13 protein-coding genes and 1 pseudogene are annotated in these 15,278 nt (G+C 65.2%); 9 read left to right on the plus strand and 5 right to left on the minus strand.

Going from position 1 to position 15,278, the window contains the following annotated elements; translation table 11 throughout:
• Window positions 1-450, plus strand: a 450-nt coding sequence (locus AB0F68_RS30330; RefSeq protein WP_357344422.1) for an IclR family transcriptional regulator C-terminal domain-containing protein, incomplete at its 5' end; no start/stop codon positions are given.
• Between the two features lie 123 nt (window positions 451-573).
• Here the strand turns inward: AB0F68_RS30330 and AB0F68_RS30335 are convergent.
• A pseudogene (locus AB0F68_RS30335) lies at window positions 574-723 on the minus strand (IS256 family transposase); the annotation flags it as partial.
• Between the two features lie 606 nt (window positions 724-1,329).
• Here AB0F68_RS30335 and AB0F68_RS30340 point away from each other — a divergent pair.
• Complete coding sequence (locus AB0F68_RS30340) at window positions 1,330-2,673, plus strand: hypothetical protein (protein ID WP_357344424.1); 1,344 nt, start codon at window positions 1,330-1,332, stop codon at window positions 2,671-2,673.
• Here AB0F68_RS30340 and AB0F68_RS30345 read toward each other — a convergent pair.
• Window positions 2,642-3,313 carry a hypothetical protein gene (locus AB0F68_RS30345; RefSeq protein WP_357344426.1) on the minus strand — a complete coding sequence of 224 codons (672 nt, stop codon included), beginning with the start codon at window positions 3,311-3,313 and terminating at the stop codon, window positions 2,642-2,644. The two genes, AB0F68_RS30340 and AB0F68_RS30345, sit on opposite strands and share 32 nt — an antisense overlap.
• Before the next feature lie 85 nt (window positions 3,314-3,398).
• Complete coding sequence (locus tag AB0F68_RS30350; protein WP_357344428.1) at window positions 3,399-4,922, minus strand: DUF4127 family protein; 1,524 nt, start codon at window positions 4,920-4,922, stop codon at window positions 3,399-3,401.
• Window positions 4,923-5,106: 184 nt separating this feature from the next.
• Between AB0F68_RS30350 and AB0F68_RS30355 the strand changes: the two genes are divergently transcribed.
• Window positions 5,107-5,874: an AAC(3) family N-acetyltransferase gene (locus AB0F68_RS30355; protein WP_357344430.1), complete on the plus strand. Its 768-nt coding sequence runs from the start codon at window positions 5,107-5,109 to the stop codon at window positions 5,872-5,874.
• A gap of 22 nt (window positions 5,875-5,896) precedes the next feature.
• On the opposite strand, the gene AB0F68_RS30360 is transcribed toward AB0F68_RS30355, so the two are convergent.
• On the minus strand, window positions 5,897-6,571 hold the full coding sequence (locus AB0F68_RS30360; RefSeq protein ID WP_357344432.1) for a GntR family transcriptional regulator: 675 nt from the start codon (window positions 6,569-6,571) through the stop codon (window positions 5,897-5,899).
• Window positions 6,572-7,016: 445 nt separating this feature from the next.
• Here AB0F68_RS30360 and AB0F68_RS30365 point away from each other — a divergent pair, with 445 nt between their 5' ends.
• The 6 genes from AB0F68_RS30365 to AB0F68_RS30390 all read left to right on the plus strand — a co-directional run bounded on the left by AB0F68_RS30365 (window position 7,017) and on the right by AB0F68_RS30390 (window position 13,597).
• Entirely contained in the window at window positions 7,017-8,258 is a 1,242-nt protein-coding gene (locus AB0F68_RS30365; protein WP_357344434.1) for an ABC transporter substrate-binding protein, read from the plus strand.
• A 37-nt stretch (window positions 8,259-8,295) separates the two neighbouring features.
• Entirely contained in the window at window positions 8,296-9,168 is an 873-nt protein-coding gene (locus AB0F68_RS30370) for a sugar ABC transporter permease (RefSeq protein ID WP_357344436.1), read from the plus strand.
• Between the two features lie 79 nt (window positions 9,169-9,247).
• Complete coding sequence (locus tag AB0F68_RS30375; protein WP_357344438.1) at window positions 9,248-10,036, plus strand: carbohydrate ABC transporter permease; 789 nt, start codon at window positions 9,248-9,250, stop codon at window positions 10,034-10,036.
• Window positions 10,033-10,764: a putative N-acetylmannosamine-6-phosphate 2-epimerase gene (locus AB0F68_RS30380; protein WP_357344440.1), complete on the plus strand. Its 732-nt coding sequence runs from the start codon at window positions 10,033-10,035 to the stop codon at window positions 10,762-10,764. Before AB0F68_RS30375 ends, AB0F68_RS30380 begins: the two co-directional genes overlap by 4 nt.
• Window positions 10,761-11,750, plus strand: a complete 990-nt coding sequence (locus AB0F68_RS30385) for a BadF/BadG/BcrA/BcrD ATPase family protein (RefSeq protein ID WP_357344441.1) — start codon at window positions 10,761-10,763, stop codon at window positions 11,748-11,750. The genes AB0F68_RS30380 and AB0F68_RS30385 overlap by 4 nt, the downstream gene beginning before the upstream one ends.
• 11 nt (window positions 11,751-11,761) lie before the next feature.
• Window positions 11,762-13,597: a DUF4434 domain-containing protein gene (locus tag AB0F68_RS30390; protein ID WP_357344443.1), complete on the plus strand. Its 1,836-nt coding sequence runs from the start codon at window positions 11,762-11,764 to the stop codon at window positions 13,595-13,597.
• Between the two features lie 158 nt (window positions 13,598-13,755).
• Here AB0F68_RS30390 and AB0F68_RS30395 read toward each other — a convergent pair whose 3' ends face one another.
• Complete coding sequence (locus tag AB0F68_RS30395; RefSeq protein ID WP_357344445.1) at window positions 13,756-14,997, minus strand: alpha/beta hydrolase; 1,242 nt, start codon at window positions 14,995-14,997, stop codon at window positions 13,756-13,758.
• Window positions 14,998-15,278: the final 281 nt, after the last annotated feature.

The raw sequence follows: 15,278 nt of genomic DNA on the forward strand, positions 1-15,278 counted from the left end.
GAGGTGGTGTACGTGGCCCGCGTGCCCACCAAGCGGATCATGACGGTGGGGATCAGCGTCGGCACCCGGTTCCCGGCCTACGCCACCTCGATGGGACGAGTGCTGCTCGCCGCGCAGCCAGCGGAATGGCTGGACGACTACATGGCCACGGCCGAGCTGAAGCAACTGACACGCAATACCCTGACCGACCCGGCGAGGCTGCGCGCGGTCCTGACGAAGATCGCCGCTCAGGGGTACGCGATTGTCGACCAGGAGCTGGAGGAGGGGCTGCGGTCGCTGGCTGCGCCGATCCACGGCGAGAGCGGGCAGGTGATCGCCGCGGTCAACGTCTCCGCGCACGCCAGCCGCGGGTCGTCGGAGGCGATCCGAAAGGAGCTGTTGCCGCCGCTGCTCGAAACGGCCAGGCGGATCGAGGAGGACGTGCGGCAGGGGCAGCGCCGGCCGACCTGATCTCGGCGACGCCGGTGCCTCCTCCATTGCGGCCTCGAGTGCTTGCGATCGAACCCTTGGCCGCGGGCCTGCGGCGGCGCCATCAGGGTGAGACAACGTACTCATCGAGAACGTCGGTCCTGGAGCAGCATCGCCTTTCTCATAGCCGAGGTGCTCGGTCATCTCCGCCTCCAAGGCGGTCTGCGCAACGGTGCGGGTGATCTGGCTGAGCAGGCCACCAGGCCCGACCAGCGACACACCCTGCGCCCGGGCCTGATCGATCAGCTCCTGCGCAATCCGCACGTCCAGCCCCGCAGGAGCCGGGCCTTCGACAGCCTGCGTGTCCTCGGCTGCGGTGTCCTTGTTCGTCAACGTTGATCCTTCCCGGCCGGAGCAACCGCTCCAGCCTGCCGGATCACCGCCTCACACACGATCTTTCTGACAGACCCGACCAAAGGGCTGTTTCCGTGGTCAGTCAGGGTCCCTAAAGGACCTGCGGGGGTTAAAAATCAAGTTAGGCGGGGTCGTGCAGGACGGTTTGGCCGACGAGGTCCAGAAAACAGCCGCTAAGGCGCTTGTGCTTGTGGACGGTAGGCGCTTCCGATCCGGTTGCCGCCGAACTGGCCGCCGCGCTCCTCCGTCTCGAAATGGTCTAGCCAAGTTGCCTCTTGACGACCATCGATGCTGCATCTACGGTCAGTGGTTAGCGGAATGGACTATACCAATCTGGAGAGGCGAAGAATGAGACGAGATCGAGGTCGTCGTAGACCAGCGCGCTCCATCGCCGTGGGCGTAGTCATCGCAGCGTTGACTGCCTTGACCATGGGGCCAGGCCCGGCACTCGCGGCGGACCAGGCTGCATCGGCCGGAATCACGTCCAGTAGCGACCGGGTGCGTAGGGTGAGCGGCCCAACCATCCAGCTCGACCCAGGGTTTGCGTACTACCAGGGCCGCTCGCGGGAAAGCATCGCAGACGAGATCGTCCAGAACGGCTATGTGGCGGTTCGGTACTTCGTCGTCAACGAGAACAACGTCGACGCTGAGTTGGTTGACGCACTCCAGGCCCGGGGACTGACTGTGTGGGCGCTGGTGCTCGGCAACGGCTCCTACTCAGTAGAACGCTTCCCTGAGGGCTGGCAGGACTGGCAGATGCAGCTCGTGACGCCAGCGAACGACGGGTACTACCGCTTCTCGCCGCACTCGCCCGAGTACGTCGCCTGGAAGAAGCAGGCCGTTGCCAAGCTCGTCCACGACTACGGCTTCGACGGCATCGAGGTCGCCGAGCCCTACTTCCCGGACTGGAACGGCATCAGCCGCGGCTACTACGGCGACGTCGGCCCGCATGCACAGCGTGCCTTCAAGGCGGAGTACGGCCGGGAGATCCCGAACTTCACCGACCCCAGCGCGAGCAACTACTACCTCAACGACCGTGAACTTTACGACAAGTGGGTGGAGTTCCGCGTTGACGCGGTCAACCGCTTCCTCAACGAGCTCATCAACGGGACTGGGGGTGTCCGTGACGTCAACCCCGGCGTGCTGGTTGCGACCTGGTCCTTGGCGGTCGACGCCGGCCCCGACTCTGTTGCCTTGGAGCGCGAATACCAGGGACTTGACGCCGCCGAGATGATCTCGACGGTCAAGCCGGACCTTCACGTGCTGCAGACCAACTGGCCCGACTGGATCCGCCCCGACCTTCCGGGTGACTACGTCCTCACATACCAGAACTTTGTCGATGACATTCGAAAGGACCACCCGCGCATTCCGCTCGGCGTGCAGACCGACATCGGATCCCAGCCCGCAATGGCTCGCGATCGTAACTGGCTCAACAGCTTCGTGCAGACCGCGACCGAGATGGGCTTCAGCACGTGGACCGCGTACGAGTACCACATCGGCGGGTACATGTACCAGGAGCCGCCTGTGCCGACCACGGCTGCTCGACTTCCAGACGGCGGCGTCACGGTCTCGTTCCAGAAGAGGATCGACGCCGAGTCGGCCAAGGCACCGGAGAGTTTCGCAGTCTACATCGGCGACAACCGCCGCCTTTGGGTCAAGCGCGATTCCGTGTCGGTTGACGGCAACCGAGTGGTCATCGATGGGGAAGGGCTGCCCCGCGGCGCGTTCAAGCTTCAGGTTCGCAACGTGACCGACGACCCCGACACGTGGCTGTACCACAAGGATGCCTCACCGAATGTCGTGCCCGCCGGCGCGAGCATCATCGTTCCGCCAGTCCGCGGTGGCTTCTGACGCCGAAGGCGCCAGACCATCTATGGTGCGGCCTCAGCGTCATCCTCTGATAGTGCAGCTTATGCATGAGGGCGGTCGAGGAAGCGGACGCGACGTTGAGTGATGACCGCACAAGGGCTGGAAGCAGTCCCCTCCCATGGGAGGGGACTACTTCCAACCGGCGGGCTCCGACGGTGATCACGTGGTGGTTCGAGCCGGTCCAGGTGCGGTCGACCGCTCGGCGGCGTTGGCCTCGAGGCGGTCGGCCAGCTCGTGTGGGCGGCTCAGCGCGGTGGTGCCCGCCGTCGATCTCGTCCGGGGTGATGCCTAGGCGCTCCCGGGCGACGCGGCTGAGGAGCCGGGCGTCTCTGCTGGCGCGGGGATCATGGGCGCGTGACCAGGACGAGCAGTTCACCGCCACGCGGTCGTAGACGAGCGGGGCGGTGAAGCCGCCGAGCGATTGCACGACGGCGGTCGGATTGCTCCGGTCTCCGATCGCGTCGGCCACGGTGTCGGCGTATCGAGCGGGCCGGCCGAGTCGTCGTCGCAGGGAAGATCCGGCGAGATGGCCTCGCGCCCGCAGTTCGGCCTTCATCAGATACCAGTACCAGCCGACATCACCTGCGTCGTGGATGCGGCGCAAGGTGACGAGGCGGTCCATGGCTCCGTGCCGCGCCGCCGCCGCTGCATGGTGATCTCGGCTGCTATCAGCTCGTCGGAAGCATGGACCGGCCTCAGGGTGGAGATCACGGGCGGTGCTGCTCCGCGGCCGCTTCTACCGGCGCGATCTGCAGACCGATTTCGAAGGGACGCCCCCAGGGGAAGTCGACGGACCGGACGCGCCACCTGGCGTCATCCTTGTCGAGCAGCTGTGCCAGGACTTGGTCGAGCCGGTCCCGGACCCAGTCGGCGGCCTGCCGGCCGCGCTCGCCGTAGAGATCGACCTCGTCGTAGCCGTGCCCCCGCGCCATCAGCTCGGCGCGTACGACGGACTGGTATCCATAGTCCTCGACGAGCCTGATGAGGAGGAACCGCTGCTGCGCCGCGGCGTCGAGCGTGCCAGCGCGCTCGCCAACCACGGCGGTCACGGCCGCCGCCACCGTGGACCCCATCGCGTTGCCTGCCGTGTTCCATCCGCCATACGACAGCAGCCGGAGCAGCAATCCGGCGTCGCGGAGGCCCTCGACCAGCGCGGGGTCGGCGCCGTTGGGGAACCGGCAGTCTGCCACGGCGACCCGTTCACCGCGGTCAAGTGCCGCGCCGACCGCCTGCACGGTAGTGGCGATCAGGGCCGGGTCGGTGGGCTGGGGTCGGGAGCCGTAGTAGTCGCCGCCGTCGGGGCACGGGGCGTGCACGAGGAGCCGGACGTCGGCCTCCTGTGCCGTCACTCGCGCGCCCGCGGCGCTGATCTGTCGGCGGGCGGTCGTCTCGAGGGGGACGTTCTCGAAGGGCGCGATCCGGGCGAGTCCCTCCGGCTCGGAGCAGTCGACCGAAAAAAAGACGGTGGTGCCGTGGTGGAGGCTGAGCAATCGGGCGGTCATCACGGCAGCCACCTCGTCCGCGCCCGGGTAGACCAAGAGGTTCTGCTCCGGGCCCAGGAGCGTGCGCCAGTAGTCGACCAGGACCTGTTCTGCGGAGCCTGCCGAGAACTTGGCAGTGTCGTCAGCGGTCAGGAGCAGCGTCTGCACGATGCCCGAGTGGAGCATGCTCAGGCCGGCGAGGTTGACGCTGTGGTTGCGCAGTCGCCGCAGGGCGAAGTCCCGGCGCACCTCGTCGGGGACGCGGTCGTCGCCGACGAGTGCCGGGCCGGTCCTGAGTTGGTCCAGCCACGCCCGGTGTGCCTTTGCGCCGAGGGCGTGCAGGTCGGTCCCGAACTGTGTCCAGTACTCCGGCTCCTCTGACGCGTTGTTGGAGTTGCTTGCCCTCAGGAACACGTTCAGTGCGCCGACGTGCAGGTCGGGATGCCGACGGTGGATCTCCTCGAGCACGTAGAGGTTGGCCAGTACCTGCCGCAGCGGGTCGTGGCTGATACGTGAGGGGATTAGCCCGCCGTAGCCGAGCATGTCGAGCGAGACCACCGCCCCGTGCAGCCCGCCGGCGCAGACCTCGGTGAGCCAGGAGCCGAGGACGCGCGGGTCCGCCGCCGTCCGGAAGTGGGGAAGCATGTGCGACGGGGGAAGAAGAACCGAGGCACCGGCGATGGCGGCGATCTCTGCGACCATCGCGGTGTTGACCGGGCGGTCGTCCAGCGGGAGCAGCGCAAGGTCCATGGGTTCTCCTTGAGGTGGCGTGGATGCCACGAATGGTATACACCACTGTCGTAACAAGTCACGGCTTCAGGCCGGATCGATTGGCGCTCGAAGGCCTGCCCACGGGGCTCTCGGTTGGGACCAGTGGGGGGCGATGGTACTTAATTGGCCTGTACCAAAAGAGAGAGGGAAGTGATTGGGAACCGTGAGCACGATAGAACAGGCACAGATTTCGACGGAGCTGGCGCGGCTCGGGCTGCGCGCGGGTCACCACGTCCTGATCCACTCGTCCCTGTCCTCGCTCGGCCGCGTCGCCGGCGGCGCCCCGGCTGTCGTGCAGGCGCTGCTCGACGTGGTCGGTGACGAGGGGACGGTCCTGGCACCCACGTTGACGGGCAACGAGCACATCGGGCCGAACACGCATCTGGTATTCGACACGGCGGATTCGCCGTGTTGGACGGGAAGGATGGCCGAGACGCTCCGGACCTGGCCACAAGCTGTGCGCTCGCTTCACCCCACCCACTCGGTGACGGCTGTCGGAGCTGCCGCGACCAGGCTGACCGAGGGCCACGAGGACTGCGTGACCCCCTGCGGGCCCGGCTCGCCCTATGCGCGCCTCGCGGCCGACCCGGACGGCATGATCCTTCTCCTAGGCTGTGACCACGAATCGAACACGACACTGCACCACGTTGAGGAGCTGGCGGGTGCTGCCTACCACCTCCAGCCGGTCCCTGTCCGGGCGGAAATCCGTCATCTAGGTCGCACTGAGCTGCGCGACTACTGGCTCCACCGGTACGGAACTCGCCGCGACTTCGGCCGGCTCGAGCCCCTGCTCATGCAGAGGAGGTTCCAGTCCATCGGCCTGGTGGGCGCCGCAACGGCCAGGCTCGTCCCGGCCGGCCCCCTGGTGTCGCTCGGCGTCGAGGTGTTGCGGGCTTCGCCAGATTTCTTTGTGGCCTCTGAATCGCCGTAGATGCCGCGTTCCGCGGGGCTCCTCAGTCCTTGTACCGCTTCCGCACGGCCACGCTGAGGTCGTAGGAGTAGCGGTCGCCGCGGTACAAGGAAACCGCGTGCTCTACGGGGCGGCCGCGGTTGTCGACGGCAAGTCGCTCCACCTCGAACGCGGCTGAGAACGATGGCACCCCGAGACGGGCTGCGTCCTCTGGGTCGAGGACCGTGGCCCGGATGCTCTGGTCGGCACGGTCGATCTGGATCCCGTACCGACTGGCGAGAAGCTCGTACAGCGAGCCACCGACGTCCTGGGCGGTCAACCCCTGCACCAAATGCGCCGGCAGTTGGCAGCGCTCGACACACATGGGCGCGCCGTCCGCCGTTCTCACTCGGCGGATCGACATCACGGGGGAGCCGGGGCTCAGTTCCAGGGCCGACGCCAGCTTCGCACCTGCGGGCTCCAAGCTGATCTCGATGGCGAGCGAGCCGGGCACCATGCCCCGCGACCGCATGTCCTCAGAGAACGACGTGAGCTCCATCGACTTGGCGATCCGCGTTGGCCGTACGAACGTCCCCGAACCCTGGACCCGGTAGATCCTGTTCTCCGCCGTCAGGTCGTCCAGGACGCGCCGGACCGTCAGCCTGCTGACGCCGAGTTCTTCGGCGAGCTCCCGTTCGGTCGGGAGGCGGTCGTGCGGACCGAGGCCAGCGTCGATCATTCCCAGGACATGACGCCGCACCCATCCCGACTTGCCACGGGCGGGCTTCTCCTCCCGGGACGGTTCGGCGGGCTGGGACCTAACCAAAGAAGACATTGACACCTCTCGCGCAAATGGTATGGCAATGGTATACCCGATCTCGAGGCCTCCGGTGGCTGGTCCCGACCTCCCGCGGTACGGCCGGATCGACGTCGGACGACCGTTGGGCGCGCGCCCGTAGGCAGTCGAACCAGGCGGAGCACGGTGCCAGAGCGGGACCGCCGACGGTGTCACCCGCCGCAGGCGCACCACGAGACGGACCTAGGTTATTGACGTCGGCTGGAAATTGGCGTAGACCTTTCACTCATCTTCTTCATCCTTTGGAGTTGCCATGAGATTAACGCAGTTCGCTCGCGGGAGGCGTTTCGGCAGGAGGTACGCAATCGCTGCGGTTGCGGCAGCACTGGTGCTCGGCACCACTGCGTGCTCGGGCGGCGGAGCCGGGGGAGACAAGACCTCCGACGGCAAGACGGTCATCACGTTCTCCTACCTGTGGACCGGTCCAGAGGCCAAGGCCCTCGAGCAGGTCATCGAGAAGTTCAACGCCAGCCAGAGCAAGATCCAGGTGAAGGGCGTCTCCAACCCCGATATGCAGAAGCAGCTTGCTTCGATGTCGAGCGCGCAGGGAACGTTCGACATCAGTGACGGCTTCGGCAACCAGGTCGGGAGCTGGGCCAGCAAGGGGATCCTCGAACCACTCGACCAGTACCTGGGCAGCAACAACATCGACGCCAACGACTTCGTCTCCGCTGCCATGGGCCAGATGAAGTACAAGGACAAGACCTACGCGCTTCCGATCGCGGTGCACAGCTTCCAGCTGCTGTACAACAAGAAGTTGCTCGCGGAGGCCGGTGTGCAGCCGCCCAAGACCATGGACGAGTTCGCCACTGCGATCCGCAAGCTGACGAAGGTCGACGGCAAGGGGAGCATCACCCAGCTGGGGCTCGGCAACCCGGACCTCCCGACGTCCATCACCACGCTCGGCTACGCCTTCGGGGGCGAGTGGAACGACCCGGCCACGGGTGCGCCCACCCCTGACAAGCCGGGCAACGTGAAGGCGCTGGACTTCTACGCCCAGAACATCGTCCAGGCGTACGGCGCGGACAAGGTGAACCGCTTCGTGGGCGGATTCGGTCCCTACTCGTCCGCCCAGGACCCGTTCCAGACCGGCAAGGTCGCAATGGAAATCGACGGCGAATGGCGCTGCGCGAGCATTGCGTCCACCTCACCGAACTTCGAGTGGGGCGTGACCCCGATCCCGGTTGCCGATCCCGCTCCGGCCGGCACGACGCAGCTGACGAGCAGCACCCTCTTCATCCCGGCCAACTCTCGGCACAAGAAGGAAGCCGCGGAATTCATGGCCTACATGCTGGGCAAGGACGGCATGTTGCCCTTCAGTAAGGCACTCGGGAACCTCCCGGCGCGGACCTCGATGCTGGACGACCCGATCTACCGCGATCTGAAGAACTTCCAGCCGTTCCTCGACTCGCTGAAGCAGGACAAGGTGAAGGCCCTCTCCAGCGCCCCGGGTGGCTCCGAGTACGCCACCGACCTCGCCTCGGCCATCGACTCCGTCAACCGAGGCAAGAAGCCAGCGCAGCAAGCGCTCAGTGAGCTGGCGGCCAAGGCAGCTTCGTATGGCGGTTAGGCGTCGGCGAGCAAAGGCCACGCTCCGCAACTCCCTTGTGGGGCTGGCCTTTGCCTCTCCGTTCGTCGTCGGGTTCGCGGTACTCATCGCCTACCCTCTGCTTGCGTCCCTGCAGTACAGCTTCACCGACTTCAACCTCTTCCAGCCGCCGACGAACGTCGGCCTCGACAACTACCGGGCGATGCTCGAGGACCCGCGGCTGATCACGAGCGTGAAGAACACGCTGGTGTTCGCGGCTGTGGGCGTACCGCTCAACATTGGTCTCGCGCTCGCCGGCGCGCACCTGCTGAACCTCCCGCTGCGCGGTCAGCCCTTGTATCGGGCGATGGCCTACCTTCCGACCATCGTGCCGGTCGTCGTGGGCGCATACCTTTGGCGGTGGCTGCTCAACCCGGAGTACGGATTCGTCGACCACCTGCTGCGGCTAGCGCATCTGCCGGCTCCCAACTGGCTGATGGAGCCCGGCTGGGCACGCACGGCGGTCATCATCTTGTCGGTCTGGACGGTCGGCGGGACGATGCTCATCTACCTCGCTGGATTGCGAGAGGTTCCGATGGAGCTGTACGAGGCCGCGAGTCTCGACGGCGCCGGCTTGTTCGCCAAGTTCCGACACATCACCTGGCCGTCGCTCACCCCCATCACCCTCTTCCAGTCAATCGTGCTCATGATCGCCTATCTTCAGCTCTTCGCCCAGCCCTATCTGCTCGCCCAGACTCGCCTCAACCAATCCACCGCCGGCCCGGGCGACTCAATGCTGAGCTACTCCATGTACCTGTTCCAAAGCGCATTCGTGAACCTGAAAATGGGATACGCCTCTGCAATGGCCTGGGTGCTGTTCGTCTTCACCATGCTGCTCACCTTCGCGCTTCTAGGATCCGCTCGAAAGTGGGTGCACTATGCCAACAACTGAGGTGATCGAACCCACGGCAGCGCTCAGCCGAACGCCGACGCGGCGTCGGCGGAGAGCTCCGCTGCCGGCCGTCGGAGCCGTGCCGCTGGTAGTGATGCTGTCGTTCTTCGTCTTCCCGTTCCTCGTCATGGTGATAACGGGGTTCAAGACGCCGGCGGACATCTTCCACTCGCCGCCGAAGTTCTGGCCGACAGACTGGACGACCGAAAACTACGCCGCCGCCGGGGACGCCCTGCCGGTCGGCCGCTACATGCTGAATACCTGCATCGTCACCGGCCTGTGTGTTCTCGGCACACTGATCAGCTGTCCGCTGGTCGCCTACTCCCTGTCGAAGGTGCAGTGGCCGGGCCGAAAGGTGCTCTTCGGGTTGGTGCTCGCGACCATGATGTTGCCGCCCCAGGTCACCATGATTCCCGTCTACATCATGTGGAGCAGGCTCGGAGCAACCAACAGCTACTGGCCCCTCGTCTTGCCCAGTTTCCTCGGCACGCCGTACCTCATCTTCATGGTCCGGCAGTTCATGATGGGTATACCGGATGAACTGCTGGAGGCCGCGCGCGTTGACGGAGCCTCACACTGGCGGATCTACCGATCGGTCGTGCTGCCGCTCTGCCGTCCCGCGCTCGTCACCGCCGGCGTTTTCCAACTGGTGTGGACGTGGAGCGACTTCCTCGGACCCCTGCTGTACCTCAACGACCCCGACAAGTACACACTCTCGGTCGGTCTCTACGCCTTCTTCTCCGAGCATGACGTGGCATGGGGCCCGCTGATGTCCGCATGCGTGATCTTCACGCTCCCGGCTCTGGGGATCTTCCTGCTCGGTCAGCGGTTCTTCATGAGCCAGATGACGGCCGGAGCACTGAAATGACGAACGGATCTTCAGGTGGAAAAGCTGCGTCGTCCAGCGACTTGTTGAGGAACTTCGGTGGCGGACTGGTGATCTCCTGCCAGGCGCCTGACGGCCATCCTTTGGCGCGGCCGGACCTGATCGCGGTGATGGCCACATGCGCCGAGCTCGCCGGAGCTGTCGGCCTGCGAATCTGTGGAGCCGATAACATCCGCGCGGTCAAGCAGGTGACCCATCTGCCGGTCATCGGCCTCGACAAGGTGCCGGGCAAGCATCGTCCTTTGATCACTCCGTCCTACGAGCATGCGGCAAGGCTGGTCGAAGCGGGCGCAGACATCGTAGCTCTGGAGGTGACCGCGGAGGGCGCTCCGGATCCGGGGGCCATGGTCCGACGCGTCACGGAGGACTTGAGGACGCCGGTCATGGCGGATGTCTCCACCCTCGACGAAGGACTCATGGCATGGAATGCCGGAGCGGCCGTCGTGGGGTCCACTCTTTCGGGGTATACCGCCTACACGGGACCTACGCCCGACCACCCGGACATCGCCCTGGTGAAACAGCTTTACGGGCATGGACTGCATGTGGCGGCCGAGGGTCGCTACCGCACCGAAGCGCAGGTGGCAGAAGCCTTCGGCGCTGGCGCCTCCTTCGTCGTGGTCGGGGGCGCCATCACGGACCCCGTCGCCATCGCCAGGCGGCTCGTGGCCGCTACGTCGCTCAGTCGTGACAGGGACAGAGGCACGCAGTGAGCGCGGTGCTGGCCGTCGACGTCGGTCAGAGCGGCGCTCGCCTGAAGCTGGCCGAGGACGGCGCGACGCTCCACGAGTGGAGCGTCGCGCCAGGCCGAGCGGACGATGAGCCCCACGCAGTGCTCGGCGCACTGGCAAGCGAGGTCGCCGCAGCATTGGACAGCCACCACCTACCGACCCCCCAGGTCTTGTCAGCCGGCATGACGGGCTTCCACGACGTGGTCTGCGGAGCGGAGGAGGCGCTCGGCTCCTACCGGCCGCTCGGGGTCGAGCGGGTTGTCCTCGCGACCGACGCAGTGACCTCCTACCTGGGCGCTGTCGGGCTCGTCCCGGGCGTCGTGGTGGCAGCAGGGACGGGAACCATCGTGCTGGCAAGCGACGTGAACGGCCGATGCGAGCGGATCGACGGCTGGGGCGCCACGCTCGGTGACGATGGAAGCGGATATGCGATCGGCCGGGCAGGGCTTCGTGCTGTCTACCGCTGCCTGGACGGCAGAGGCGGCTGCAACCTCCTACGCGAGGCGGCCGAAAAGAGGTATGGCTCGCTTGCGGATCTTCCGAGGCGGCTGGCCAGGACGGCCGACGCCGCGCCGCTCGTCGCCGGATTCTCGGAGGACCTGGCCCAAGCCGCCCGCGATGACGACCCGATCGCTACCGCCATCTGGCGCCAAGCCGGGGAAGACCTGGCGGACTCGGCTGCCGCGGCCGTGCTTCGTGTCTTCGGCGAATTGACGTCTGCGCGTGCCTTCACCATCTCGTGGACCGGGTCGCTCTTCCGGGCGGGCCCACTGCTGGTGGAACCGTTCCAGGCCCGGCTGGCCGAGCACGGTCTTCCCGCAGCCGAACCGCCGAAAGCCACCGGGCTCCAGGGCGCCCTTCTACTAGCTGACGACGGCGTGGCGCGCCTATTCCCTAAAGCCGCAGATGTCGCCTCCGTCGCCCACGGACAACACGATCTCCGCCCAACGAACCGCTCGAGAAGATGAGGATCAGGCTTGTGAAGAGAAGGATCGCAGCGGCCTTCAGTGCGCTGGCCACCGCCAGCGTCGTCATCGTGCCTCACTCAATCCCAGCACACGCAGCTTCAGGTCGTGGACAATGCGCCTCGAGCGCTCCGTCCTTCTCCGGGTCCTTCATCCAGCCCGACCTGGTCGACCGCTGGACGGACGCGCAGCTGCGCGCCGAGATGGAGATGCTGGCAAGGGCCTGCATCAAGGAGCAGGTTATCCAGTGGACGGCCGATACCGGGACCAGCCCGGCAACCCGCATCTACCCCTCCTCCGAGCCGCAGAGCACCAAGACCGACGTGGTGGGACGGATCCTTGCCGCGGCGCAGCGCCAAGGCATCAAGGTGTTCCTCGGCCTACAGACGAACAACCAGTGGTGGAATCGGTACGCCAACGACGAGGCATGGCTGGACGCTGAGGCGGCATACGCGAACAAGCTCGCGGACGACCTGTGGCAGAAGTACGGGTCGACCTACCGAGACACGATCGCCGGCTGGTACCTCTCCTTCGAGGTAGACAACTGGAACTTCCCCTCGACCGTCACGTGGGACCGCATGGCGTCCTTCTACCAGACCGTCGGCACGCATCTGAACCAGCTAACCACCGGCATGCCCGTGGTCATTTCGCCCTTCTACAACAGCAGCGGCGGACTCTCTGCGGACGGGTGGTCGCAGATGTGGCGCCAAATCCTTTCCGCATCCGACATCGACGTGATTGCGATGCAGGACGGTGTCGGGGCGGGACACGCCACCACCGAGCAGCTGCCCGAATGGTTCGCCGCGACCAAACAGGCCATCCAGGACGTCAGCCCGACAACCCAGCTGTGGGCCGACACGGAAACGTTCATCCCTTCTAGCACCGGCTTCATCTCAATGCCCACTGCCCACGTAGTCAGCGACATGCATGCCGTGCGGCCCTACGTCAACAGGTACTGGAGCTTTTCCTACGACCACTACTACAGCCCCGTGGTGGTCAATCCCGCCTACGACAAGACCTACCGTGCCTATCTCAAGACCGGAGCGGTCGAATCAGAAGCCCCGACAACTCCCGCTGGGTTTACCGCCATCGCCAGCGATCCCCAAGCGGTTACGCTGCGTTGGCAGGCGTCGACTGACAGAATTGGGGTCACGCGGTACCTCATCTACCGCAACGGCACCCTTGTGCGCCAGCTCGCCTCACTCGACCGCTCCAGCTGCGGGAAGAGCGAGGGCTGCATCGAGCACCAGCTCCAGGAACCAGTCACATACGTGGACTCCCAGCTCAACCCGGGAGAAACCTACGAGTACACCGTCGTCGCCGAAGATGCGGCAGGAAACAGGTCGGCACCGACCGCCCCTGCGTCTGCCACGACAGCCGCAGCACCGCCTACACCGGTGAACCTGTCGCGGGGTGCCGGTTACTCCTGCTCGCTGCCCGCAGACCAGGGCTACCCCGATCCAGGAGCGAAGCTGACCGATGGGCAACTGGGCACCGTGGCATACATTGATCCCGCCTGGACGGGGCGGCTGACCAGCTCGCCGTTCACCTGCACGCTGGATCTGGGCCGTGTCACGACGGTCAACGAGGTGACAAGCCGGTGGCTGCAAGACCCGGGGACCGGCATCGTCCTACCTAAGAACGTGGACGTGGCGGTGTCGACCGACGGCCAGAACTTCACCGCCCTCGGGTCCATGGCCGCACCGTCGCTGGGGGATGCTCGCGCGGTGGCCACGTTCCGGCTCATCAACCTCACCACTGGGACCCGGTTCGTCCGTCTGAGCGTCAACCCGACCGGGGCGGGCTGGTCCTTTACCGACGAGGTAGAGGTGCGTCAAGCGACCTCATGATCCGCGTCCATCTCCGTCGCCTGCGCGGTCGGCCGCCCCGCCCACCCCGGACACGTCCCCAGACGGCCCGCCGGCCGGGTCGTACATGTCGGGCCCCGACGGGTTGCCACCGTTCGGGGAAGACGTGATGCGTGCTATCGGATTGTTTGCGTTGCTTTTTACAAGTCGAGCCGAATCATCATCTCGTGGCCCCCCGCCGTTCGGATAAAGCTGAAAGCGCCATTTCCATGTTGTTCAATCGATCTTGTCTTGATCCATTGAGCGGAATAGTCATGTAAGGTCGCAGCTGAATTTTCCCAAGGCATGAAGTGTCCAGTCCTAGGTAGCTGAAACATCACCTTGTTGCGGCCTTTGATGGCGCGATAAAGCCAAGTAGGATCGAATGGCGGACCCGGCAACTCATTTAGGGGCGGACCGCCCCATTGGGGAAGGGGCCGGCTTTCTGGACTGGTGAACACCTGCGAGTCGCTTTCGCCGTAAACAATGGCCACCGGCACATCGACGCCGAGGGCGTCGTCGTTAGTGACCGTCGCAAGGTTCCATCCAAACCGCAGCACGGTTCTGATTCTGATCACACCCGGTATGCCCGGCCAACCCCAACTGGCGGCGAGCGGATCCTGCTTCATGATTTCTTTCCAAAGCGCGTCTTCGATGTCCGACTCGCGCCTCGCGCCCTTGTCGAGGTCGAGCTTCCACAGCCCAGCTGTTTCGCCGCAGGTCTGAATCGTCATTGGAACGCCGAATTTGGCTGGGTCCAGCCTCGGGTCCGGATAGGGGATGGGGCCGGTCAGGCCATACGGCGGGAAGATGGGCGCGAGAAGAAATAGGCTGTTTACTCGGTAAGGGTACGTCAATGTGAATCGGCCAACAGTGAATGCCCCGGCCGAGTAGCCGATCAGGTGAATGTGATAAATACCCCGGTATTCGGCGATCCAGTTAAGGACCGTGCCGAGTTCGGCGACGTCGCTATCCGTGTCGTTGAGATACCGCCCGTAGGGATGCTCGCCCGTGTAAGGAGACCAGAACGGACCGGACACATAGACTTTTTCTTGGTCGGCAACGGTGAAATTCTTGGTGTCGTCCATTGGTTGGGGGTGGGTTGATTTCCCAGATCCCTGTTGCTCCACGATGAAAACGTGGATATCTTGGTCCGCAAGTGCCCTTGCCCAGCTGTAACGGCTCCAAATGGTTCCGCGGCCGAAGTCAAAAGCCGGAAAGCCTGGCACGCTGGCGCCGTGCAGCATGACAACGACAGGCTGGTTCTTGAATTCCCGTGGGCGGTACTCTCGCACTGCGAGCTGGACAGGGGTGCCAGGATTCGCGTGGAGAGTCGAATGGTGATCCAACTGGAGGTTGTTTACAAAGTACACGATATCCGTCCAATCGATGGGCTCCGCCAAGCCGGGTCCTGTCCGATCCCGAGTCGGCACCCTGGTAGCAGATCGACGCCATCAGAACAGTCTGAGATGACGATCCAGCACGGACCGATTGATCAGTCGGCGGTCACCCAGAATCGTGAACGGCGCAGGTATCGCCCTGGTCTACCTTGCCGCAGGAATGGTCACCGCAACCGCACGGGCAAGCAGCGGTCGCTTGACCGGTCGATGTCGGCGTCACGCATCCATTGATACAGGGCTGCGGTAGCCGTACCGCCACCAGGACACGCGCCCCTGCACGTTTC

This window comes from Micromonospora sp. NPDC023966 (assembly GCF_040639095.1).
GTDB lineage: Bacteria > Actinomycetota > Actinomycetes > Mycobacteriales > Micromonosporaceae > Micromonospora.